This is a genomic window from Nocardioides sp., from assembly GCF_035576065.1.
Classification (GTDB): domain Bacteria; phylum Actinomycetota; class Actinomycetes; order Propionibacteriales; family Nocardioidaceae; genus Nocardioides.
The window spans coordinates 72590-95009 of sequence record NZ_DATLWX010000043.1; the positions used below are offsets into that span (position 1 = coordinate 72590).

Annotated in this window: 18 protein-coding genes; 7 read left to right on the plus strand and 11 right to left on the minus strand. The window is 69.9% G+C overall.

What is annotated here, in order from left to right; all coding sequences use genetic code 11:
* Positions 1 to 11: 11 nt before the first annotated feature.
* Entirely contained in the window at positions 12 to 3407 is a 3396-nt protein-coding gene (locus VNJ48_RS19470; RefSeq protein WP_325605205.1) for a VWA domain-containing protein, read from the minus strand.
* Positions 3408 to 3579: 172 nt separating this feature from the next.
* Here VNJ48_RS19470 and VNJ48_RS19475 point away from each other — a divergent pair, with 172 nt between their 5' ends.
* Positions 3580 to 4194: a hypothetical protein gene (locus tag VNJ48_RS19475; protein WP_325605207.1), complete on the plus strand. Its 615-nt coding sequence runs from the start codon at positions 3580 to 3582 to the stop codon at positions 4192 to 4194.
* Between the two features lie 586 nt (positions 4195 to 4780).
* On the opposite strand, the gene VNJ48_RS19480 is transcribed toward VNJ48_RS19475, so the two are convergent.
* The 3 genes from VNJ48_RS19480 to VNJ48_RS19490 are packed head-to-tail and all read right to left on the minus strand — an operon-like array spanning position 4781 to position 7241.
* Positions 4781 to 5566, minus strand: a complete 786-nt coding sequence (locus VNJ48_RS19480) for a class I SAM-dependent methyltransferase (protein WP_325605209.1) — start codon at positions 5564 to 5566, stop codon at positions 4781 to 4783.
* Positions 5567 to 5582: 16 nt separating this feature from the next.
* Positions 5583 to 6329: an HpcH/HpaI aldolase family protein gene (locus tag VNJ48_RS19485; protein ID WP_325605211.1), complete on the minus strand. Its 747-nt coding sequence runs from the start codon at positions 6327 to 6329 to the stop codon at positions 5583 to 5585.
* 9 nt (positions 6330 to 6338) lie between these two features.
* Positions 6339 to 7241, minus strand: coding sequence for a LysR family transcriptional regulator (locus VNJ48_RS19490; protein WP_325605213.1), 903 nt, complete (start codon positions 7239 to 7241; stop codon positions 6339 to 6341).
* Positions 7242 to 7313: 72 nt separating this feature from the next.
* Here VNJ48_RS19490 and VNJ48_RS19495 point away from each other — a divergent pair, with 72 nt between their 5' ends.
* Genes VNJ48_RS19495 through VNJ48_RS19510 form a run of 4 tightly spaced genes read left to right on the plus strand, consistent with a single transcriptional unit; the run spans position 7314 to position 11758 of the window.
* Positions 7314 to 8609 (plus strand): ArgE/DapE family deacylase, encoded by a 1296-nt coding sequence (locus tag VNJ48_RS19495; RefSeq protein WP_325605215.1) that lies wholly within the window; start codon positions 7314 to 7316, stop codon positions 8607 to 8609.
* 46 nt (positions 8610 to 8655) lie between these two features.
* Positions 8656 to 9378, plus strand: a complete 723-nt coding sequence (trhA, locus tag VNJ48_RS19500; RefSeq protein WP_414689969.1) for a PAQR family membrane homeostasis protein TrhA — start codon at positions 8656 to 8658, stop codon at positions 9376 to 9378.
* Positions 9379 to 9395: 17 nt separating this feature from the next.
* On the plus strand, positions 9396 to 10538 hold the full coding sequence (locus tag VNJ48_RS19505; RefSeq protein WP_325605219.1) for a MalY/PatB family protein: 1143 nt from the start codon (positions 9396 to 9398) through the stop codon (positions 10536 to 10538).
* A gap of 29 nt (positions 10539 to 10567) precedes the next feature.
* On the plus strand, positions 10568 to 11758 hold the full coding sequence (locus VNJ48_RS19510) for a nucleotide sugar dehydrogenase (RefSeq protein ID WP_325605221.1): 1191 nt from the start codon (positions 10568 to 10570) through the stop codon (positions 11756 to 11758).
* Between the two features lie 83 nt (positions 11759 to 11841).
* On the opposite strand, the gene VNJ48_RS19515 is transcribed toward VNJ48_RS19510, so the two are convergent.
* Genes VNJ48_RS19515 through VNJ48_RS19530 form a run of 4 tightly spaced genes read right to left on the minus strand, consistent with a single transcriptional unit; the run spans position 11842 to position 17067 of the window.
* A complete protein-coding gene (locus tag VNJ48_RS19515) occupies positions 11842 to 13317 on the minus strand; it encodes a glycosyltransferase (protein WP_325605224.1) in 1476 nt (491 codons plus the stop codon).
* The gene (locus tag VNJ48_RS19520) at positions 13314 to 15032 is read right to left on the minus strand and encodes a glycosyltransferase (protein ID WP_325605226.1); all 1719 of its coding nucleotides are present in this window, start codon (positions 15030 to 15032) and stop codon (positions 13314 to 13316) included. The genes VNJ48_RS19515 and VNJ48_RS19520 overlap by 4 nt, the downstream gene beginning before the upstream one ends.
* Positions 15029 to 16003: a hypothetical protein gene (locus tag VNJ48_RS19525; protein WP_325605228.1), complete on the minus strand. Its 975-nt coding sequence runs from the start codon at positions 16001 to 16003 to the stop codon at positions 15029 to 15031. The genes VNJ48_RS19520 and VNJ48_RS19525 overlap by 4 nt, the downstream gene beginning before the upstream one ends.
* Entirely contained in the window at positions 16003 to 17067 is a 1065-nt protein-coding gene (locus VNJ48_RS19530; protein WP_325605230.1) for a sulfotransferase family protein, read from the minus strand. Before VNJ48_RS19530 ends, VNJ48_RS19525 begins: the two co-directional genes overlap by 1 nt.
* Positions 17068 to 17131: 64 nt before the next feature.
* On the opposite strand from VNJ48_RS19530, the gene VNJ48_RS19535 reads away from it, so the two are divergent.
* The gene (locus VNJ48_RS19535) at positions 17132 to 17566 is read left to right on the plus strand and encodes a cytidine deaminase (protein ID WP_325605232.1); all 435 of its coding nucleotides are present in this window, start codon (positions 17132 to 17134) and stop codon (positions 17564 to 17566) included.
* 253 nt (positions 17567 to 17819) lie between these two features.
* Here the strand turns inward: VNJ48_RS19535 and VNJ48_RS19540 are convergent, their stop codons facing one another.
* Entirely contained in the window at positions 17820 to 19181 is a 1362-nt protein-coding gene (locus VNJ48_RS19540) for a GH1 family beta-glucosidase (protein ID WP_325605234.1), read from the minus strand.
* An 86-nt stretch (positions 19182 to 19267) separates the two neighbouring features.
* Here VNJ48_RS19540 and VNJ48_RS19545 point away from each other — a divergent pair, with 86 nt between their 5' ends.
* Positions 19268 to 19960: a pirin family protein gene (locus VNJ48_RS19545; RefSeq protein ID WP_325605236.1), complete on the plus strand. Its 693-nt coding sequence runs from the start codon at positions 19268 to 19270 to the stop codon at positions 19958 to 19960.
* On the opposite strand, the gene VNJ48_RS19550 is transcribed toward VNJ48_RS19545, so the two are convergent.
* Both VNJ48_RS19550 and VNJ48_RS19555 read right to left on the minus strand, forming a co-directional pair.
* Positions 19950 to 20846 (minus strand): diacylglycerol/lipid kinase family protein, encoded by an 897-nt coding sequence (locus VNJ48_RS19550; protein WP_325605237.1) that lies wholly within the window; start codon positions 20844 to 20846, stop codon positions 19950 to 19952. The two genes, VNJ48_RS19545 and VNJ48_RS19550, sit on opposite strands and share 11 nt — an antisense overlap.
* A complete protein-coding gene (locus tag VNJ48_RS19555) occupies positions 20847 to 22418 on the minus strand; it encodes an FAD-binding oxidoreductase (protein ID WP_325605239.1) in 1572 nt (523 codons plus the stop codon).
* Positions 22419 to 22420: the final 2 nt, after the last annotated feature.

The window sequence follows — 22420 nt, forward strand, 5'->3', positions numbered from 1 at the left end:
CGCTCAGCCAATCACGAGGTGGGTAGGTGGATGGTGTACGGGATCTTGTTGTAGTCGAGCAGGTCCAGGATGCGTGGGTCGGCCCCGACGGTGTTACTGCGGCCGCTGGGCATGAAGTGCCAGTGCGCGCCGTTCACGTCCACGTTGGTGGCGCGAACGAGCAGCCCGTCCTTGCTGATTTGCGTCGCGAGGCTTGGGGTGTAGCGGACCCAGCCGGTCTTGGCCTCGCGGGCGACATTGCCGGGTAGGACGTCGATGTAGCGTCCGACGCCGATGCTGAGAGTCTGGGAGATGGGGCCGTCGTTCACACGCAGATTGCGGGTGGACCGCCAGACCTGCTTGTCGATGCCCTTGGTGGTGACTTCGAACAAGTCCTCGAGGAAGGTCTCTCCGGCGCGCCACGAGGCGTGGATCGGGGATACCACGCTCTCGACGTGGCCCGCTCGTCGCGTGGCTGCGAGGAGAGCGTCAAGGTCGGTGCCACCTCCGGCCATCCTGATGAGGCCTGCCTCGTCGGCCCCGGCCGTGATCAAGTCGTCCCAACTCTTCTTGAAGACGGTTTGAAGCGCTTTAACCTGCACTCCGCGAGGGACCGCCGACGTGGTCCGGAGCGCGTCGACCCTCAGGGCGCCGGGGGCACCAGATTTGGCGAGATAGACGGCGACGTCGCGCTGCATGCTCAGGTGCTTGGCAACGAACTTCGCGATCTTGCCCACCGCCGCCGTTACGTCACCCCCGATCGGGATGAGTCCCAAGGCGCTGAGCCCGGCTCCGATCCATTCGCCCCGGAGAGCGTTGCCGAGGAGGTCACGTAGATCTACAAGCGGGATTGCCGTGGAGCAGAGGTACCCGGTGAGCCAGGCGAGGGACGCCTTGGACTCGACGAGGTCACCTGCAGCGAACCCCAGGAGGAAGTGCCCTACATAGGTCCACTTGCTGACCTTCTGGTTGTAGTAGAGCGGGTTCAGGCCGTCGCTGAGATGCCAGAACTCGTACTCGTCGCTGAACTCGTCGCCGTCGCTGTTGGCCAGCCACGGGTTGGTACCGATCTCGCGCTCCGCGCCGTCCCCGAGCCCGTCGTTCTCGCTGTCCTTGTCGAACACCAAGGTTTCGTCGTCACGCTCAACGGGGTCGATGATGCCGTCGAAGTCGCTGTCGGCCAGAACCGGATCGGCGCGCAACGCGTGCACCCGCGCCCCGGCCTCGCCAAGACGCCTCAGCGCTCGGATACCGGTCTGGGCCCCGAGCCGGGCGAAGTCAACGAGCTGGCCCACTTCCTCGCCGTCGCTGAGGTCGTCGCCGTCGGTGTCGGCGCTGTGCGGGTCGGTGCGGTACACCCGCCCGTCGGAGGCGAGAATGCCGCTGGTCTCCCGGCAGTCGGTGAGGCCGTCGGCGTCGGAGTCGACGAGGTTCGCCCCTCCGGTGGAGTCCGCGAGCCGTCGGTACACCTCGGGCAGGTTCTCTGCCCGCTTGACGCGGGCGAAGGTTCCGCCGGTGCCGTCCGCGATGTCTCGTAGGACAGCGAAATCCGAGTCGTTTCCAAGGCCAACGGTGTGCACCACGATGCCGGCGTCTCGCGCCTCGCGGGTGAAGTCCACGTTGTAGCTCCCGGCGCCGTCGGCGATCAGGATGGCCCCGCGAACAGCGCCGGTACGACCTCGTGCTCCCAGCTCGTCCAGGGCGACACGAACGCCGGCACCGATCCGAGTCGGCGAACCTTCCGCGTCGACAGTCCGGATGGCCCGCCGCAGGGCGACCCGGTCGCCGGTGAGCTCGGCGAGCAGCGTGCCGTCAGCGTCGAACTCGACCACGGCAGCGCGGTCGCCTGGCACCAGTGAGTCCACGACGCCCCTGGCGGCATCGAGACGCCTGTCGTCGGGGTCGTTCTTCGCCATCGAACCCGAGCTGTCCAGAATCAGTGCGATGTCCAGCTTGCTGGTGCCCCGAGCTAGGCAGGAGTCCGGCTCAGCCCACCTCCTCTCCCAGGCGGCGGTGTCGAAAACGGCGTAGGTCGAGAAGTGCTCGACCGCCACCGACACGGTGCCTGCGGCGGGGTCCACCGTCTGGGCCTCCGCTGCCGGTCGCCACAGGCTCTCGTCCTGGTCGAGGTAGAAGACCCGCGCGTCGTCGCTCGCGACCTGTGCGGGGTCGTACGGCAAGGTGATCACGCCGCCGGTCATCCCCGCAGCGGCCTGCTCGGTGAGCTGGAAGTCGTACGCGGGACCCGCCTGACCGGGGATGCCCGCGGTGGCGGCGGTGGGCGGCACCTCGACGATCCGCGCGTCGTCCACAAGGTCGCCGGTGCCGGTGACAGTCGCCGACACGCCGGCGGGACCCTCGAGGGTCGCCGACACCGTCTCGGCGTCATCACGGATCCCGTCACCGTCGGTGTCCGCCCGGACCGGGGACAGGCCCTGGCGAGGCTCGACGCCATCGACGAGGGTGTCGCCGTCGGAGTCGGCCGTCCGCGGGTCGGTGCCGAGCCGCTGCTCGTCGGCGTCGTCCAGCCCGTCACCGTCCCCGTCGGCGTCAAGCGGGGAGCTGCCGAACCGCTGCTCCTCCAGATGGGTCAGCCCGTCGGAGTCGAAGTCCTCGTCCGCATCGCCCGTGCCATCGGCGTCGGAGTCGGCCATCACCGACGAGGTGAAGCCAAACAGCTCCTCCACCTCGAAAAGGTCGCCAAGACCGTCACGGTCGGTGTCCGCCGAAAACACGTTGCTGCCGACGATGAACTCCACGTGGTCGACCAACCCGTCGGCGTCCGAGTCGCCCGACAACTCGATCCCCAGACCGGCGAACCCGTCCATCAGCTTGCGCCAGCCCGTGGTCAGGTGCGCCAGCGCGGACTGGTCGTTGCCGCGGACCGACTGGGCCTGCTCGTGTGCCTTCGTCGCCTGCGACAGCAGCTGCCCTGCGCGCTCCGCCCGTGGGGCCGGCACGCCGATCGGCTCGGACAGCGCGAGGCGCAGATCGACGAGCGCTGTCGCGACCAGCAGCTCAGCCCCGGCACGCAGCTTCGCCGTCACCGCGCCGCGTTGCTCGGCCGGCACTCCCGACGCGTTGCCCTGGAGGTGCCGGACCAAGGCGCCGGTCGTCACGACCAGACGCGTCCCTGCCGCGAAGCTGTCGCCGCGGACGCCGTCGTGGCTGATCGCCTCGCGCGCCTCCTCCCACGACTGTCGGAACTGCTCACCGCGCGGGTCCATGCCAAGCGCGCCGAGCAGCGCTGCGGCCTCACCGAAGTGGTCGGTCACCCGAACCGTGGGAAGAGCCGGCAGGACGTCAGGTGTCGACGCGACCGACCCAGAGGAGCCGACAGCCGGCGCCACCCCCTGGCCACCCAGAACCGCTGCTGCGACCACCGCAGCCACCGCCAGCCGTGCCGTCGCACCGCGCCGCTTGACCATCAACCTGACCACTCCCCGTCATCCCATTGGACACTGCGTGGCAGGGGATTGGGACTGCGGAGCCGCCCCGCAGACGAATCGAGTACGACGGCGGCTGCGTCTAGACCAGTCGGTTGTGGCACCCGTCGGTTGTCTATGGTTCACGCATGATTTCCCGCATGGTGCGCCCCGGATGAGGCGCCCATCCCATTCGTTTCGAGCACGCACCGCTGCCGCGGTCCTGGCCGCGTCCATGTTCGTGCCCGCCGCTGCCGCTCACGGGGAGACCGTGACGGTCCATGACGCCGTCGGCGATGTCGAGTCGTCCTATCTCAACGACAACGAAGACATCGTTCCGGCACCGCAGTACGCGGCGACAGACATCACCCGGACCGTGGCCTCCTATGGCACGGCGCGGCTGAAGGTCACCGTTCATCTCCGCGACTTGCGCAACGCCTCGGCGCTCCAGGCGTACGTCTGGATCCGGACGCCTCGAGCCCGTTTCGCCGCGTCACTGGTGCGTGGTGGCCCTCGCGTGGTGAAGACCGCCTTCGGCCGTCGGCGCACGGGCGAGGTCGAGTGCGAGGGGTTCTCCGGCACCTACGAAGGCAGGAAGGACCGTGTCACGCTGGTCGTCCCGGCCGCGTGCGTCGACTCACCTCGATGGTTGCAGGTCGGCGTGACAGCCACCGGCTTCGAGGTCGAGGACGCCGAGACGGACGAGTTCGCGCTCCAGCTCGACGACGCCAATCGCGACGGCGACGGTGAGAAGAACATCCGCCTAGGACAGCGCATCCGACGCGGTTGACGGTCAGGCTCTGGCGGACCCAGGCGGCCCAACCCCTCCTGACGGCACCTACCTAAAGCCTCTTGTCGTGGGTGAGAGACAGCGTCACCCGCCCTCCGAAATCGTTCGGAGCACTCACGCTGGCAACGTCTCAGATCGAGAGCAGGGGTCACGCGCTCAGGCGGAACCGATCGTCTCGTAACCCGAATCCTCAGCGGGACCTAGTCTGGTCGGCGATCCGACAGTCGATGCGCTGCCCGTATAGCCCATCCGGACGAATGTCCGGTGAGGGAGCGTGAACTGGAGCTCGGCAAGCGACTGACAGAGGCCCACCGAAACTCGCGACCAACCTCGCGCGGTATGGCGGACCTGCCGACAGACGGATGCCACGGGGACAGGACGGCGGGCAACCATCGCTCGGCTCGTGCGTGGTTCACCATGCGCACGACGAATTCCGCCTTGCGCTTGGTTGGTCACTCCCCGCTGAGGCCCGGGACGGACGTCGAACCGACGAGCTCGAACGTCCAGTCCTGACCAATCACGGCCTTCAGAGTCCGGCTGAGTTCGCCACTTGCCCCCATCCGCTCGTCGTCCGGGCGTGGAGAGGTCAGGAGGGCTTTCGTGCGGTCCAGAGCGTTGCTGATCGGCGCAGGGTGAATCCGGGGAGGTCGTTCATCCGAGCCATGAGGAGCGAGTGCATCTCGGCTCGCCGCTCGGGGGACAACCCGTCGATGAATCGGCCCGATCCGTGGCTGCGACTCCAGCGCCAATAGGTGTCGCCGTCCGCGACCGGTATGGCGACCTCCAGAGTCGTTGCCACGACATCGGTCAGTGGCGAGTCGGCCAGCAGCTCTGCTTCGTCAGCGTCGTTGCCGTGACGACCGACCCCGTCCGACTGGTACTTCCGGAACTCGGCATAGAGATCCACCAACGGGTCCTCCCACGGGTCGGGCGAGCCGTCAGCTCGACCGGGAACAGTGAGCGCGACTTCACCCCCCGGCTTGAGCACCCTGCTGATCTCGCTCATCGCGGCCCAGGGGTCAGCCACGATGTGAAGCGCGAACCCACACGCCACCAGATCGAACGCCTCGTCAGGGAAGTCCAGCCGGCTGGCATCCATGACCGCGGCGTTGATGCTGGGGAAGTCCCGCTCCAGCAGCGCGACCATGCGGGGCGCCCCGTCCACGGCGACGACGTCCGCTCCGTGCTCGAGCAGCGCGGCAGTGAATGCTCCTCGGCCGGCAGCTACGTCAAGGGCACGTGCGCCAGGGTCGACGTGCGTTCGAGCAACTGCCTCTCGGGCGAACGACACGAAGAAGGGCAACACCTCGTCGTACGCATCGGCGACCCCGTCGAAGTGGGCGAGGACCGGGTCTGATGTGTGGTTGTCCATGGTGGACGGGAGCATGTCACTCCGCAGGGTCGGGACGACGAGAAGTGCTGCGCGCGACGTCGAGGTGGTGCGCCATGACCTCGCCCAGCGAGACGGTGTCCACCGAGACGGTCACGATCCTCGCGCCCTCCGCGGCGTAGCGGGCGGCATCCGACCCGTTGTAGGCGTGTACGCCGACGGGCACCCCTGCGGCGACGGCGCGGGCGATGATCGAGGACAGCACGCCGCGCAGGTCGGTCGAGCGATCCTCCCCGGCGAGGTCCAGTGACAAGGAGAGGTCCCCCGGACCCACGTAGATCCCGTCCAGCCCCGGCACGCCCAGGATCGCGTCGAGGTCGTCGAGCGCGGTCGCGGTCTCGACCATGACGATCACCAGCGGCTCGTCGGCTCCGCCGGACAGGCGCCCGATCGACCGCCCACCGGCGGGGGCGTAGCGGGTGGCGGCGACGATCTCGCGAGCGTGCTCGGCATCGCGCACGTTCGGCACGATCACCCCGCAGGCGCCGAGGTCGAGTGGTCGGCCGAGGTCGGCGAACAACGGGCTCCTGGTCCGGACCAGCGGCAGCGCGCCGGCTGCCCTGATCGCCGCGGCGACGCCGGGGAGGTCCGCCTCCGTGGCGGCACCGTGCTGCAGGTCGACGACGACGTAGTCGGCGCCGGTCCGCGCGAGGACTTCAGCGGTCACGACTCCCGGCAGCAGGCTCCACAGTCCATGGCACGGCTGGCCCTCGGACCACCTTCGTCGCAGATCAGCCTCGTTCATCGGGCCACCTTAGGTCGCCGTACGGGCCAGCAGGCCGACCAGGATCCCGTGGAGCTCCTCGACGGCGCGGGGGACGGCGCCGCTCCGGTGGACGAAGGAGGTCCTGCGGATGCCCAGGCCTTGGGTCGTGGGACGGGTGACGACCGGGAACCGAGTATCCACCGCCGCCTGGGTCGCCAGGGTGCAGCCAAGCCCTTCCGCGACGAGGCCGTGGATCATGTTGAGGTCGTCGGTCCTCATCACGATCTTGGGCTCGAAGCCCGCGAGGTGACAGGCGCGACGCAGGACCCGGTCGGACGCCTCGTTCTCGTCGCGACTGGAGATCCAGTCCGCGTCCACGAGGTCGGCGAGGTCGATCTCCGCGCGACTGGCGTAGCTGCTCTCACTCGCCACCAGCACGCGGTAGTGCTCCTCGAGCAGCACCGTGAACGTGAGGTCAGGGGAGGTGAACCCGGGCTCCTCGGCGGAGTCGTAGATCAGCCCCCCGTGGAGGTCACCCGCGTGCAGCTGCTCGACCACGTCGGTGGGTTCGGCCTCGACCACCTCGACCTGGACGGGCATCAGCGATCGCAGCTGGCGGATGGCACGCGGCAACAGCTGCGACCCGACCGAGGCGAAGGTCCCGATCCGGACCGTGGCCAGTCCAAGGTCGCGCTGCGTCGTCACCAGCCGCTCTGCCAGCTCCAGGCGCGCCAGGATCTCCTCGGCCTCGGTGACGAACACGATTCCCAGTGGGGTGAGCCGCGCGCCGCGCGGGTCCCGCACGACCAATCGCGCCTTGAAGTGGCGTTCGAGGGACGCGAGGTGGTGCGCGATGGTCGGGACGCCGTAGCCCAGCGCCTGCGCGGCTCGGGTCAACGACCCGGCGTCGCGGATGGCGACGAGGACCCGGAGCTGCTGGGGCTGGATCACTCATACAGCCTATGTGGGTCCGTCCGATTTCCTGCTATTCCGTAGGAGTTGAGCTGTCCCTAGATTCACGTCGTGACCACCATCGACATCGCGACGTCCGACCTGACTCGTCCCGAAGCCCGCGTCCTCGAAGCGCTCGACGAGCAGCGCCTGGTCGACGAGCTGGTGACCCTGATCCGGATCCCGAGCGTGACGGGCACCGACGCCGAGTCCGAGCTGCAGCACTGGCACGCCCGGGAGCTGTCGAGCCTGGGATTCGACGTCGACGCGTGGAAGCTCGACCTGGCCGAGCTGGCCGCCCACCCCGATCACCCGGGGACGGAGGCGCCCCGGCTCGAGGGGTACGGCGCCGTCGGCGTCCTGGGCCCGGCAGGAATCCCCGAGCTCGTCCTGCAAGGTCACGTCGACGTCGTCCCCACCGGAGACCTGGACAACTGGGACGACCGCAATCCGTGGAGCGGCGCGATCAAGGACGGCGCCGTCCACGGCCGCGGGGCATGCGACATGAAGGCCGGCGTGGCGACCAACCTGGCCGTCGCCCGCGCGCTGGTCACCTCCGGGGTGACGCTCGAGCGGCCGTTCGCCGTCCACACGGTCATCAGCGAGGAGGACGGAGGGCTGGGCGCCTTCGCCACGATGCTGCGCGGTCACCGCGGCCGGGCCGCCGTGATCACTGAGCCCACCAGCGGCAAACTCGTCGTCGCCAACGCCGGAGCCCTGTCCTTTGAGCTGCGCGTCCACGGCCTGGCCACCCACGGGAGCTCACGGCTCGCCGGACACAGCGCCATCGACGCGTTCCTGCCGGTGTACGCCGCACTCCTGGTGCTCGAGCGCGAGCGCAACGCGCACCCCGACCCGCTCTTCGACGGCAACGCATTGCCATACCCGATCTCCATCGGCACCCTCCGCGCCGGCGACTGGGCCAGCAGCGTGCCTGATCTGCTCGTCGCCCACGGACGTCTCGGAGTGCTGTTGGACGAACCACCGAGCAGCGCACGGCACGCCTTCGAACGAGCCGTCGCCGACGCCTGCGCTGCAGACCCCTGGTTGCGCGACCACCCGGTCGAGGTGAGCTGGCCCGGCGGGCAGTTCGCCAGCGGCCGCATCGACTCCCTCCATCCGTTGGTCCACGAGGTTGCGGGCGCCATCCACGCGACCGAGCGACGCGACGTCGCCCTCAGCGCAGCGCCGTACGGCAGCGACCTGCGCCTCTACGCCGGGATGGGCGGCATCCCCACGCTCCACTACGGACCCGGCGACGTCCGCCTCGCCCACGGCCCCCGCGAACACGTCGACATCACCGAGCTCCTCCGAGTGGCGCGCACGCTCGCCCTGCTTGCCGCCCGCCGCTGCGGCGCCCATGTCTGAGCCTGCCTGAGCCACTGGTTCGTCCGCAGCTCCGCCTGGGTCCACAATGACGGTCGTGAAGAAGTTCCTCGACCACGACGCGGCCCTGATCGTGATGGCCGACAAGATGGCTGAGCTCAAGCCGCGTCTCCGTGGCCGGATCCACGCGTGGTCGGTCCCGGTCGTGGTGGCCGCGGGCGCGGTGCTGATCATCCTGTCCCCCTCGGTCGGGACGAAGGTCGGCTCGGGCGTCTTCATCGCCTCCGCGCTGCTGCTGTTCGGCATCTCGGCGATCTATCACCTCGGCACGTGGCAGCCGGCGGTGTGGGCCCTGCTGCGACGGCTCGACCACTCCAACATCTTCATCCTGATCGCCGGCACCTACACCGCCTTCGCCATGCTGCTGCTCGACGGGTCCGCCCGCGTCTGGCTGCTCGCGGGCATCTGGAGCGGCGCCCTTCTCGGGGTGCTCTTCCGGGTCTTCTGGACCAGCGCCCCGCGGTGGCTCTACACGCCGATCTACATCGGCCTCGGCTGGTTCGCCGTCTTCTTCATCCCCGACTTCATCGACGGCGCCGAGCGTCTGAGCACCCCGGTCGCGGTCGCGACGCTGAGCCTGGTCGTGGCCGGCGGCGTGCTCTACACCCTCGGCGGCGTGGTCTATGCGCTGAAGAAGCCCAACCCCAAACCGGGGTGGTTCGGCTTCCACGAGGTCTTCCACACCTTCACGATCCTGGCCTTCATCGCGCACTACGTCGGTGTCTCGTTGGCGACCTACGCGCTGCGCTGACTCGGTAGGTTGGCGTCATGATCCGTGACCTGACCGACGAGGAAGCCCGCGCGGCGCTCGTCCTCAAGTGGGGCATGACCGACCCCGAGATCCTGCCCGCCTGGGTGGCGGAGATGGACTACGCCGTCGCCGACGTCGTCACCGAGGCGGTGGTCGACGCCGTGCGGGTCGGGAAGACCGGCTACCCCGCGTTCGAGTTCGGCAGCGAGCTGGGCCGGTCGTACGCCGACTGGGCCGGTCGGCACCTCGACCAGTCGGTCGACCCCGACCATGTCCTGCCCGTGGTCGACGTGACGGCCGGGATGCGGCTCGCCCTCGACGTACTCTGCGAGGACGCCCCCGTCGTGATGCCGATCCCGGCCTACTCGCCGCAGCTGGAGATCGCGCAGGTCACCGGTCGCCGGCGCGTCAACCTCGTGGTGGACGTCGATGACGAGCGAAGTGGCATCGACCTGGACGCGCTCGACCGGCACTTCGCAGCGGGCGCCCGCACGCTGCTCCTCACCCAGCCGCACAACCCGTGGGGGCGGGTCTTCACCCGCTCGGAGCTCGAGGGGATCCGGGACGTCGTCGCCCTGCACGGCGCCCGCGTCATCAGCGACGAGATCTGGGCGCCGCTGGTCCTGCCGGGGGCCGAGCACATCTCCTACCTCGCCGTCGACGGGACCGCCGAGCACGCTGTCGCGCTGGTGGCCGCCTCGAAGGCGTTCAACATCGCCGGGCTCAAGTGCGCCCAGATCGTCACCGGGGACGACGAGACCCGCGACAAGCTGTTCGCGGTGCCGATGGCTCGCAACGACTCGTGGTCGACGCTCGGGGTGGTGGCCGCGATTGCGGCGTACGGCCAGGGAGACCCGTGGCTGGCGGCGCTCGTGCAGCGCCTCGACGAGCAGCGCACGCTGTTGGGACAGCTCCTCGCCGCCGAGCTGCCTGAGGCCCGGATGCGGCCGGTCGAGGGGACCTACCTCGCGTGGATCGACCTGCGCGCCTACCACCACCGCAACCCTGCACGCGTCTGCCTCGAGCGCGGCCTCGTCCGCCTCTCACCCGGGCACGAGTTCCACCCCGGGGCGGCCGGGCACGTGCGGCTCAACTTCGCGACGTCGCCGGATCGGCTGAGGGACATTGTTCACCGGATGACGACCGCGCTGTCTGCCTGACCCGTGCCACGAACGGGCACAATGGCGGCGTGACCACCAAGATCGCCGTCGTCGGCCTCGGATATGTCGGACTGTCCATGGCGTGCCTGCTCGCGCGCCACAACGAGGTCGTGGCGTTCGACCTCGACGAGGACAGGGTCGAGATGCTGCGCGCGGGTCGGAGCCCGATCCACGACGAGGACGTCAGCCGCTTCCTGGCCGACGAGGACCTCACTCTGACCTTCACGACCGATCCCGCCGAGGCCTACGCGGGCGTGGAGTTCGTCATCATCGCGACACCGACCAACTACGACGAGGTGACGAACTACTTCAACACCCGCAGCGTCGAGCAGGTCATCGGCGACGTCATGCGCCTCGCCCCCGAGGCCACGATGGTCATCAAGTCGACGATCCCGGTGGGCTACGTCGACGACGTGCGCAAGCGGCTCGGCACCGACCAGGTCATCTTCAGTCCCGAGTTCCTGCGCGAGGGTCGCGCGTTGTACGACAATCTGCACCCGGCACGGATCGTGGTGGGCGAGGACAGCTCGCGGGCCCGCCGGTTCGCCGAGCTGCTCCTGAAGGGCGCCGACGCCGACGACGTACCTCTCCTCTTCACCGAACCCACCGAGGCCGAGGCGATCAAGCTCTTCGCCAACACCTACCTCGCCATGCGCGTCGCGTTCTTCAACGAGCTCGACTCCTTCGCCCTCGCGCGCGGCCTCTCGTCGCGGCAGATCATCGACGGTGTCGGCCTCGACCCGCGCATCGGTTCGCACTACAACAACCCGTCCTTCGGCTACGGCGGCTACTGCCTGCCCAAGGACACGCGCCAGCTGCTCGCCAACTACTCCGAGGTCCCGCAGACGCTGATCTCCGCGATCGTCGAGGCCAACACCACCCGCAAGGACTTCGTCGCCTTCGACATCCTCGACCGCCAGCCGAAGGTCGTCGGCATCCATCGGCTGCTGATGAAGGCCGGCTCGGACAACTTCCGCGAGTCCTCGGTGCAGGGGATCATGAAGCGCATCAAGGCCAAGGGCGTGCAGGTCGTCGTCTACGAGCCCGAGCTCACTGCTGACCAGCTCGCCACCGACGGGACGTTCTTCGGCTCCCCCGTGATGGCCGACCTCGACGGGTTCAAGGCCCTCGCCGACGTCATCGTCGCCAACCGGATGGCACCCGAGCTCGACGACGTCCGCGACAAGGTCTACACGCGCGACCTCTTCGGCTCGGACTGACGCCGCTGCCTTTTTGTCGCTCGGGCGGTGCGTGAGCCACATTCCCAGTCCACCAAATGTGGGTGACGCACCGCTGGCGAGGATCAGCGTCGTCGCCCGAACAACCCCGGACGCCGCTCGGGATCGGGAACGGGCCGGTCGACCGGGGGCTTCATCTTCCCCTCGTAGCGCGCGACCTCCCGCTCGGTGACCGGGACCCAGCCGGCCTCCTCGCTGGCAAGCCGGACCAGGCCGTACGCCGCATCGAGACCCTCGTCCGAGAGGGTGCCGTGGACCCGGAGCACCCGCGAGACCGCCGCCGTCCGGTCGACCCGGCCGACGCCCTCGATGACCGCCGCGCCGTCGTGGTGCCGCTCCAGGTCGTCGAGCAGCGCCTCGATCGCGTCCTCCAGCGGCGCCACCGACACCCCGTCGAGCGACAACCGCCAGGGCGACCTGCGTGCGGCGGGCACCTCGGCCCGCAGCTCGACCCGTTGGTCGCTGCCATAGGTCCGGTGCACGATCCGCTGATCGATGTGCGGATCTCCCAGCGGTGACTGCCGTGCGTCCGTGAGCGTCCAGTCGCCGAGCACCACGACCCGGAGGTCGTCGAGCGAGGAGTCGAGGACCGAGTCGACGACCCCGATCACGTCCTGGGCGAGTGCGCCGCGGGCGTCGACGACGACCTCGAGGTACGGCACGTCGTAGCGCCGTCCGCGGCGGTTGCGCTTGGCCCGCATCGTCGGCACGAGGTTGGCCAGGAACGAGTCGTTGTAGCGGTTGATCTGGTCGCGGTGCTCCATCACGTGGGTGCGCCCGAGGTGCCACGCGCGGGACGCGTGCTCCGGGATCAGCGCCCCGCCGGCCTCGGCGAGCCGGTGGCCGAGCTCCATGTCCTCGCCGAGGCGCAGGTCCGTCGCCATACCGCCTGCCGCCGTGTAGAGCGCACGGGTGAGCGAGCCGGTCGCGCCGACGTGTGCGCGGAAGGCACGGGGTCCGGCGAGCGTGAGGTCGTCGGTCCGACGCCACATCCCTTCGACCCACTTGTGGGTCTCCTCGGCGTCCCAGTCCCACGTCGTCGCGATCTCGCCGCTGGCCACGTCGTCGCGGACCATGGTCGTCGGCCGGCCCGCGAGGGGCGCCGGGTCGACGAAGCGCTTGGTCCCCAGCACCACGGCGTAGTCAACCTCGTGGTGCCAACGCAGCTGCGCCTCGAGATGCTCGCGGAAGGCGAGCATGTCGGCATCGAGCCACGCGATCACGTCGCCCTCGCTGGCCAGGGCACCGGTGTGGCAGGCGTTCGCGCGACCCCAGCCCTCGGTCACCCGCACGATGCGGGTGTTCTCCGGGCGTACCTCCGGCAGCTCGACCGGGGCCGGGTTGCCGTCATCGACGACGACCACCTCGAGCAGGTGGGCGGGATAGGTCTGCGCCGCGAGGCCGGCCAGCACGAACGGCAGCGTGGCCTCCGCACTCCAGGTCGGGATCACCACGCTGACGGACTTCGTGGGCGTCCATCCGCCGAGCTCGGTCGCGGGCAGCGAGCGCCACTCGTTGCGGCGTACCAATGGCTGTTTCATGGCAGGTCCGCCGGGTCCAGCTCGAGGTCACTGCTGGCGTGGAAGCCGGGCCACTCGCGCTCGAGGATCTCGGGTCGGCGGAAGGACTCGGGGTCCGACTGCCAGGTGTGTCCCGCAGCCGTGCGTCGCAGGACGTAGCCGAGGCCGTGTGTGCGGTAGATGCGACCGCCGCTGGCTTCGACGGCGTTGAGGAGCTGGGCGTCGACGAAGCGGCGGACGCGCCGGAAGCCGCCCACGCTCCGCAGGACGTGCCGGTCGACCATGATCGTGCCGCCGGCCACGAACCGGTTGTAGATCTCGGTCGGGTGGTTGCGTCGGGCGGTGACGCCGAGCTCCTCGAGGTAGACGAACTCGCTGGGCATCCCCACCACCTCGGCGCCGGTGTAGCGGCGCGCCCGGAGGAGGTCACCGATGGCGTACGGCGAATACCAGTCGTCGTCGTCGACCTTGAGCATCACGTCACCGTCGGCGACGCTCGCTGCGTCGTTGAGCACGTCGCCGAAGAACTCGCCCTTGTCGTGCGCGCGGACGATCACGTCGTGCCCGCCCAACCGGGCGCGGACCTCGTCCTCGGTGACGCTCCACCCGTGGGTCCCGAGGACGACCTGCAGCTCGACCCCTCGCTGGCGGGCGAGCTGACGCATCGCGAAGTCGAGCTGATGGGGACGCACCGTCGCGAGCAGCACGCTCACGCGGGGCTGGGCCACGAACCGGACCCCCGCGCGCTCCGCGAGGCCGGACCGCCAGGCGAGCGTCGAGTGGGTGTCCAACGCGGCCCGTCGGATGGCGACGCTGTGCTCCTCGCGCGCCAGGGCGTCGTCGAGGTCGACGGTCCTGCTCAGTGCTCGAGCCAACGGCTCGCTCAGGTGAGGGTTGGTGCCGGTCGCGACGAGCGGGACCCCTGCCATCGCCAGCCCGGCGACGGTGCGCGGCTCGGCAACCGACAGGTCGATCCGCAGACCCTGGACGTCGCGGAGGTCCGCGATCGCGCTCTCGGTGAGCGCCTGTCCAGGGGCGAGGGCGCGCACCGGCTCGGTCCAGTCCTTGCGCCAGCCGCGCGGGTTGACGACGCGCTCGTCGACCGGTTCCAGCTGGGGGGCCACGACCACCATCGGTGCCCGGTCGATGACGGGGTGGACGTCTGGTTCCGCAGGCGTGGTCGAGAGCACGACGTCGGGCGGGACGTCCCGCTCGGCGTCGGAAGAGGATGCCGGGTCGTCGAAGAACGGGGCTCGTACGTCGAGGCCGTCGGCCGCCTCTCGGCCCGCGTAGCCGACCACCAGCCCGCCGTGCCCGCTGTGCCCGCTGTCGGCGTCGACCGCCTGCCGGGCGCACTCGACGAGCACCTGGTGGGCCGGGACCGGTGCGGCGAACCGCAGCACCGTCAGCACTCCGCGCTCGGCCTCGCGTGCCATGGCGCTGGTGATGGCTGGCCACTCGGGACGAGGCCGCACCACCAGCGGGGCGGTCGAGTCGGTCAGCCAGACCGCGACGACGCGGACCTGACCCAGCCGCGGGACGGCCGATGCCAGGCGACGCAGCGAGGAGCGGTCGGCGGTCATCCACAGGACCGACTTCCAGCCGCGGCCGATGTCGGTGGTCCCCGCCAAGGTGAGGAACGTGGCGCCGTCCGGGGCCAGGTCGGCACTCGACTCGTCGTCGCCGATCACCAGCAGCGGCGGAGGCGAGGTGAAGCCATCGAGGGGATGAGTCACGAAGGAGCTCCCGGCCGCCGAAGACTGTTCGACCTGTCCCGTTCCCGCAGCGACGCGGGTAGTGAGTGCTTGACGAGTGGCCGAGGCTGCTGGCGCAGCCAGGTGCGGGTGACGAAGTCGATGATGTGGACGCCGGGCGGGGCGTCGACACGGACGAGTCCCCCCAGCTCCTCGGGGCGACCCGAGCGGATGGCCTCGTCCACCTCGAACTCGCGCAGCTTGCGGTAGAGCCGGGTGTTCGTGAAGTCCACGCCGTCCTTGCGCCAGTGGGCGTATTCGTCGGCGTCGAGCCACTTGACCTCCACGCAGAGGCCCTGCTGGAGGACGAGGCGCTCGGTGGCGGCCGGATATTCGCGCAGCTCCCAGTCGAAGGCCTTCACGAACGTGAAGTCCGGGCCCATCGGATAGACCCACGGCTCCAGGAAGCGCAGCGAGAGGTCGAGCCAGCCCGTCGACTCGTCGACCACGGTCAGCGGGTGGCGCGGCATCGCCACGATCGTCTGGGTCGACTCGAGCTGCCAGGACAGGTCGCGCAGGATGCCAGACCCCTCGGGGGTGAGGACCATGTCGCCGTCCCACTTCATCGAGTAGCTCGTGCGCACCTGGCTGAAGCACCAGTTGTAGAAGTGTGTCAGCGAGTGGACGCTGGTGGCGGGCGTGGCGAGGTGTTCGCCGCCGGCCCGCGCGACCTGATGGGGATAGCTGAGCCCGGTGAAGCGCTCCGCCGCCCCGCACTGCTCGGCGATCCCCCTCGCCACCTCGAGGGTGCCGTCGTCGGAGCCGTTGTCGACCAGCAGGACGTGCTGGACCGCATCCAGGATCGGCGGCAGCACCCAGGGGAGGTTGCGCGCCTCGTTCTTCACCCGGAAGACGCAGGTGAGTCCCGCAGCGAGCCGCTGGCCGTTGCTCCACGGCCAGGTCACGTCGTAGTCGCTGAGACCCTCGAGCGAGGCGATGTCCGGACGGGACATCAGTCCTCCCGGGTGCGTTGTCTGTTGAGGGCCTTGCGGAGACCACGACGGGCACCTTCGGGCACCAGTGCACGGACAGCGTGGGGCACGCGCTCCACGCCGCGCCCCGGGCCCGCGACCCCGCCCTGTTCCGATGCCTCAAGCTCGCGCCGGGTGGCGATGGCGCCCTCGCGTCGGGCCGCCAACGAGGTGGAGTGGGCGAAGGCTTCGGCGTCGGCGTACATCTCGTCGTAGGCCACGCGGAGCCGGTCGCTGGCCTCGTGCGCATCGGGGGTGTCCCCGCCGTCGGTCGCCAGCCCGTCGAGCACCTGCCACGTCTCCTCCGCCAGGTCCCGCAACGCAGTGGGCACCTCGACGTCGTCCCAGGTCATGCTCACCCGACGCAGGGACGGATCGATGAACGTGTGGACCTGGGCGATGTCGTTGGCCATGGCCGTCTTGACTGCCTGGAGGTCGAAGGCCTCACCCAGGGCGTAGACCGGCTGCGTCCAGTCGGTCAGCAGGTCGGCATACCGCACGAAGCGTCGCGCCTGTCCCCGCGTGGCGCGCTCGGTGTGGAGCATCATGTTGATCCACGCCGCGGTGCGGGTGACATCGCCCTGGCGCTGGTCGTAGTACTTCTTCTTGGAGCCGACCACCTCGGTGACCGGGCGGAGCATGGTGACGTAGGACGAGGTCGCGTCGCACCGGTCGGCGCACGCGCGCCAGAGGCCCATGAACCACGCGGCCCGCGGGTCCTTGATCACCAGCTCGTCGCCGCCGGCGAGGAACTGCGACTCCAGCCACTCCGTCACCCGCTCGCGGGTGGCGTGGTCGGCGCTGAGCCTCCCCGCCTCGAGCCAGGCACGAGGGCGGGCGTCGGACACCTGGACCCCCGAGCGGGCGAGCAGCTCGTGGTGCAGGTCGACGACCCACTGCGGCTCCCCGAAGCCCTTGGGGTTGGTGGCGTCGGCCTCGACCTCGGGCTGCGGCACGTGCAGACCCAGCGTCTGGAGGGCGCCGCTCATGGTGCTGGTGCCGCTGCGGCCCGAGCCGACGACAAACACGACCCGGCGATTCGACATGCGCGGCAGCCTATCGGCCGACGTGGGCACAGCCGCCCCACCCGGACGCAGTACGTTGCCGCTCATGGTCCGACCAAGCGACGCAGAGCTCGAGGAACTGATCGACAGCGTGCGCACCCTCGCGCGAGGACGGTTCCCGGAGGGCGACGAGGGTGCGGCGGGGATGCTGCTGGCCGACGGGGCGATCCTCACCAGCACCGCGCCTGCCGCGTTCAACCCCAGCGTGGAGGTCTGCCACGAGGTCGGGGCCTACTGCGAGGCATACAAGCGAGATGTGAAGGTCGTTGCTTCGGTGTGCCTGCACCGCCAGCCCGACGATCGATTCCTGGTCCTGAGCCCGTGCGGGGTGTGCTTGGAGCGCTTGGCCGTTCACGGGCCGGGCGTGCTGGTCGGCGTCCCTGCGGGCGACGACTCATCGATGGTGTCGTGGGTCGAGCTGCGGGACGCCCATCCGTACTACTGGCGCAGGGTCTTTGCCGACGACACGTCCGGCTTCTGACGGACAATCCGCGCCAGTCGCCTGGCGGGCGGACCAGATCGGGGTATGTATCGCACACTCAGCCCGATCTCGCTCGCCACGGGTCGCCGTCCCAGCAAGCCATCGGCTGACTCAAAGCTGAGTCAATCCGCGGACGACCGCCTCGCACTGTGCGGCCTGGCTCGGGCCCCCCAACTGGCGGCGTACGACAGGGAACCGCCGGGCAGGGACGTCGGCCGCCGCCAGTTCGTCGGCGCGGCCCGTCCGGAGTGGCTCAGCTGGCGGCCGCGGGAGCCTGGGCGGCGATGAGGGCGGCGTACCACTCGAAGGATTTCTTCGGGGTGCGCTCGAGGGTCTCGAAGTCGACGTGGACGAGTCCGTAGCGCTGGGTCAGCCCTTCGGACCACTCGAAGGCGTCCAGGAGCGACCAGCAGTAGTAGCCGCGCACGTCCACTCCGCGCATGACCGCCTCCTGCACGGCCCGCAGGTGGACGGCGAGGTAGTCGATGCGCGGCTGGTCGTCGATCACGCCGTCCTCGCCGGGCTCCACGTTGTAGGCGGCGCCCGACTCGGTGATCACGATCGGCGGCAGGGCAGCGCGGTAGCGGGCGCGGAACATGATCAGCCATTCACGTAGGGCATCAGGCACGACCGGCCAGCCCCGGTCGGTGTGCGGATAGCCGAGGACCTCGCGGAACTCCCACGGCATGTCGGCGTCCTCGTCGGCCGCAGCGACGCGCATGGGGTTGTAGTAGTTGACGCCGTAGAAGTCGAGGGGCTGACGGATCGTGGCCATGTCGCCAGGCTCGGCCAGTCCCTCCAGGAGCGGCATCAGGTCGGCGGGATAACGCCCGAGCAGCATCGGCTCGAGGAACATCCCGTTCCACAGGGCGTCGAAGATCTTGCTCGCGCCGACGTCGGCGTCGGAGTCGCTGGCGGGCCAGACCGGGGCGTGGTTGTTGGCGCAGCCCACGCTCTTCGCCCCGTGCCGGCGCAGCTCGATGACCGCGCGGCCGTGTCCGATCAACATGTGGTGGGAGACCCACAGGGAGTCGAACATCAGCGTCCGTCCGGGCGCCTGCTCGCCGATGCCGTAGCCGAGGAAGGAGGCGACGTTGGGCTCATTGATCGGGATCCAGTGCTCCACCCGGTCGGCGAAGCGCTCGCCGACGATCGAGGCGTAGGCGGCGAAGGCGTCGACCGTGGCACGGTTGAGCCAGCCCCCGTCGTCCTCGAGGGCCTGGGGCAGGTCGCCGTGGTAGAGCGTCACCATCGGGGCGATGCCGTTCTCGAGCAGCATGTCGATCAGCTGGTCGTAGAAGGCCAGCCCCCGCTCGTTGACCTCACCAGTGCCTGTCGGTTGGATCCGCGACCAGCTCAGCGAGAGGCGGTAGTCCTTGGTCCCCAGCAGCTTCATCAGGGCGACGTCCTCGGCGAACCGGTGGTAGTGGTCGCTCGCCACGGCACCACTGCTGCCGTCGATCACCTTCCCCGACTGCGCCGCGAAGGTGTCCCAGATGCACGGTCCGCGACCGTCAGCAGCCGCAGCACCCTCGACCTGATAGGCGGACGTGCTGGTCCCGAACCGGAAGTGGGGAGGGAACGACGGAAAGATTCCGACATCGGGGGAGGTCACCTTGTGACGATATCGGCAATGGCGCCCGCTGTACGGCGGTTCGAGCAGGTCACCCCCGGCCCACGTGGCTTTGGCAGTATGGCGACATGCCCATGTCCACCCACCCGGGTCGCGACAGGTTCTCCTCCTCGGCGCCGGGCCGCGTCACCCACCACTCGTTCTCCTTCGGCCCCCACTACGACCCGGCGAACTTCGGCTTCGGGCCGATGGTCTGCCACAACGACGACCGGCTCGAGCCCGGCGGCGGCTATCCCGACCATCCGCACACAGACCTGGAGATCGTCACCTGGGTGTTGGAGGGGGTGCTGCTCCACAGCGACGACCACGGCAACACCGAGGTGCTGCAGGCGGGGGACGTGCAGGTGATGAGCGCCGGGTCGGGTGTGCGGCACTCCGAGATGGCCGACGCAGCCAGCGGTCCGACGCGTTTCCTGCAGACCTGGATCACCCCGGACGAGCCGGGGACGCCGCCGACCTGGCGCACCGAGCACGTGGAGCCGGGTCCGGGGCCCACGGCCGTCGTCGGCGACGGAGGCCTGCCGGTCGGCACCCGCGGAGCGTCGCTGCACATCGCTCGCCTGACGGCCGGGACCACGATCGACCTGCCTGAGGTGGGACGGCAGCACCTCTTCGTCGCCGTCGGCGGCGGGTGCGTCCACGGCCAGGCGCTGGGAGCCGGCGACGCCGTACGCCTGACCGATCAGCCCGGCGTCACCTTCGAGTCAACCACCGACACCGAGCTGCTCGTCTGGACGTTCACGGAGTCCTTCAGGCGATGACGGTGAGCGCGCCGGGCATCACCGAGATGGTGGCCGGCTCCGCAGGCGGGGCAGGCAGCACGCCGAGACCCTCCCCGTCACCACCGACGGGCACCGGTCGTCGCGACGTGGCAGCCAGCGTGACGGTGCGCCCGGTGAAGACGTGCACCGCGTCCCGGTCGACGTGCCCGCCGTCGTACACACTCGGCAAGGCGCGCAGCAGGGCGAGCTTCGAGGCCGCCTCGATCACGATGACGTCGAGGAGGCCGTCGTCGAGCAGCGCGGCCGGCGCGATCTTCATTCCCTTGCCGTAGTAGCCCGAGTTGGCCACGACCACCGTCGCCCCCTCGATCTCGTGGGGGGTCCCGTCGATCGTCAGGTGATAGCGAGCCGGGGTGTACGTCGCAAGCGACCGCACGGCGGCGAGGGGGTACTGCGCGAGCTTGGGCACGAACCGCGCCCGGTCGACGATCTCCGCAGCGCGCGCGTCCACGCCGGCATACACCGACCCGGCCAGGATCCGAGCGCCATAGGAGATCAGGTCGACCGTGCGGCACTGGCCGGCGAGCAGGACGTCGGCCTGGGCCAACGGGTCGTCCGGCAGGCCCAGCATGCGGGCGAAGTCGTTGCCCCGCCCTGCAGGCACGATGCCCAGCGTGCCGCCAAGGCGCGCCACCTCACCGGCGAGCGAGGAGAGCATCCCGTCACCGCCGACCGAGACCACGACGTCACCACGACCGACCGCCTCGGAGACGAGGGCGGCCGCGGCGTGCGGCCCGGGTGAGTAGGTGACGTCGACGCTGGCGCCGCGGTCGCGGAGCCGACGGGCGATCGGGACGACCGCCTCGGGCGCGGCACCGCCACCGGAGGCGGGGTTGACCAGGAAGGAGAAGGAGGGCGTCGACACTCAGATCAGCACTCCCGGGTTGAGGATCCCTGCCGGGTCGAGCGAGTCCTTGATCGCCCGCAGGGTCTGGACACCGACGGGACCGATCTCCCGCTCGAACCATGGCTTGTGGTCGGTGCCGACCGCGTGGTGGTGGGTGATGGTCGCGCCGGCCGCGATCATCGCCTCCGACGCGGCAGCCTTCGCTGCCGCCCACTGGGCGAGTGGGTCGTGGGCTTCCTTGGCCGCGATCGTGAAGTAGAGCGAGCACCCGGTCTCGTAGACGTGGGAGATGTGGCACAGGACGATCGCCTTCTTGCCGAGCGACGTCTCGAGGGCGGTCTTCACGTCGGCGTACAACCGCGACCGGTTGGACCAGAAGGTCGCCGTCTCCAGGGTCTCGACCAGCACCCCGACGTCCAGCATCGCGTCGCGGAGGTATGGCGCATTGAAGCGCCCGTGTTCCCAGGCCTCTCCGGGCTGCTCCCCGAGGTCGGTGCCGCCGAGCTCGGTGAGCACCGACGTCACGGCTGCGCGCTTGGCGACCACCGCCGGCGGCGTCCCCTCGAAACCGGTGATCATCAGGCACCCGGGGTCGTCGGCGCTGCCGATCGATGACGGGTCGGCCAGGTTGATGGCGGTCTCGGCCTCGTCGGAGAGGCGGATCACCTCTGGCAACAGGCCGGCCTGTGCGAGCGCGCGCATGGCGTCGGCGCCGGCCTCGAAGGAGGGCCAGCGCCAGCCGAGGTAGAGCTTCTCCGCGGGGAGGCGCCGCACTCGGACGGTCACCGCCGTGATCACACCGAAGGCGCCCTCGGAGCCGAGGAAGACCTGACGCAGGTCGGGGCCGGCGGCGCTGGCGGGCGCGGAGCCGACGGTGAGGGTGCCGGAGGGCGTCACTACGGTGAGCCCCATGACGAGGGAGTCGAAGCGGCCGTAGCCCGCGCTGGACTGACCACTGGAGCGGGTCGCCGCGTAGCCGCCGATGGTGGCGTATTCGAAGGACTGGGGGAAGTGCCCCAACGTCAGGCCGTGCTCCGCGAGCAGGGCCTCCGCCTCGGGACCGCGCAGGCCGGGCTCCAGCGTCGCGGTCATCGACTCGGTGTCCACCGCGAGGAGGGACTTCATCCGGACGAGGTCGAGGCTCACGACACCCGCGAACCGCGCGCGGTCCGCGACGAGCCCGCCGGTGACCGAGGTGCCACCGCCGAAGGGGACCACCGCCAGCCGGTGCGTGGCCGCCACGGCCAGCAGTGCCTCGACCTCAGCCTGTCCACTCGGGCGGACGACGACATCGGGCGCGTCGCTCAGGTCACCGGCGCGCGCCTTCAGCAGGTCGAGCGTCGACTTGCCCCGCGTGCGCAGCGTCCGGGTCGCGTCGTCGGTCAGGACGTGGTCGACGCCGACGACCTCCACCAGGGCGGCCAGTGCGTCCCGTGCGGTCTTGCCGGGGGGCGGGGTCGCGCCCGCGACCGGCGGACAGTCGGTCAGACCGAAGGCCAGTTCGATCAGCCCTCGAGCCGAATCGGGAAGGGTGGTGGCGGCGGCCGGGTCTCCCCAGCGCTGCGGATGCATCTCGGACTGCATGATCATGT

What these genes read in the sequence shown, in the direction of transcription:
- VNJ48_RS19470 (WP_325605205.1), bottom strand. Translation starts at nt 3,407, where the DNA reads ATGGTCAAGCGGCGCGGTGCGACGGCACGGCTGGCGGTGGCTGCGGTG.
- VNJ48_RS19555 (WP_325605239.1), bottom strand. Translation starts at nt 22,418, where the DNA reads ATGATCATGCAGTCCGAGATGCATCCGCAGCGCTGGGGAGACCCGGCC.
- VNJ48_RS19475 (WP_325605207.1), top strand. Translation starts at nt 3,580, where the DNA reads ATGAGGCGCCCATCCCATTCGTTTCGAGCACGCACCGCTGCCGCGGTC.
- VNJ48_RS19485 (WP_325605211.1), bottom strand. Translation starts at nt 6,329, where the DNA reads ATGAACGAGGCTGATCTGCGACGAAGGTGGTCCGAGGGCCAGCCGTGC.
- VNJ48_RS19515 (WP_325605224.1), bottom strand. Translation starts at nt 13,317, where the DNA reads ATGAAACAGCCATTGGTACGCCGCAACGAGTGGCGCTCGCTGCCCGCG.
- VNJ48_RS19525 (WP_325605228.1), bottom strand. Translation starts at nt 16,003, where the DNA reads ATGTCCCGTCCGGACATCGCCTCGCTCGAGGGTCTCAGCGACTACGAC.
- VNJ48_RS19530 (WP_325605230.1), bottom strand. Translation starts at nt 17,067, where the DNA reads ATGTCGAATCGCCGGGTCGTGTTTGTCGTCGGCTCGGGCCGCAGCGGC.
- VNJ48_RS19535 (WP_325605232.1), top strand. Translation starts at nt 17,132, where the DNA reads ATGGTCCGACCAAGCGACGCAGAGCTCGAGGAACTGATCGACAGCGTG.
- VNJ48_RS19505 (WP_325605219.1), top strand. Translation starts at nt 9,396, where the DNA reads ATGATCCGTGACCTGACCGACGAGGAAGCCCGCGCGGCGCTCGTCCTC.
- trhA (WP_414689969.1), top strand. Translation starts at nt 8,656, where the DNA reads ATGACGGTCGTGAAGAAGTTCCTCGACCACGACGCGGCCCTGATCGTG.
- VNJ48_RS19480 (WP_325605209.1), bottom strand. Translation starts at nt 5,566, where the DNA reads ATGGACAACCACACATCAGACCCGGTCCTCGCCCACTTCGACGGGGTC.
- VNJ48_RS19545 (WP_325605236.1), top strand. Translation starts at nt 19,268, where the DNA reads ATGCCCATGTCCACCCACCCGGGTCGCGACAGGTTCTCCTCCTCGGCG.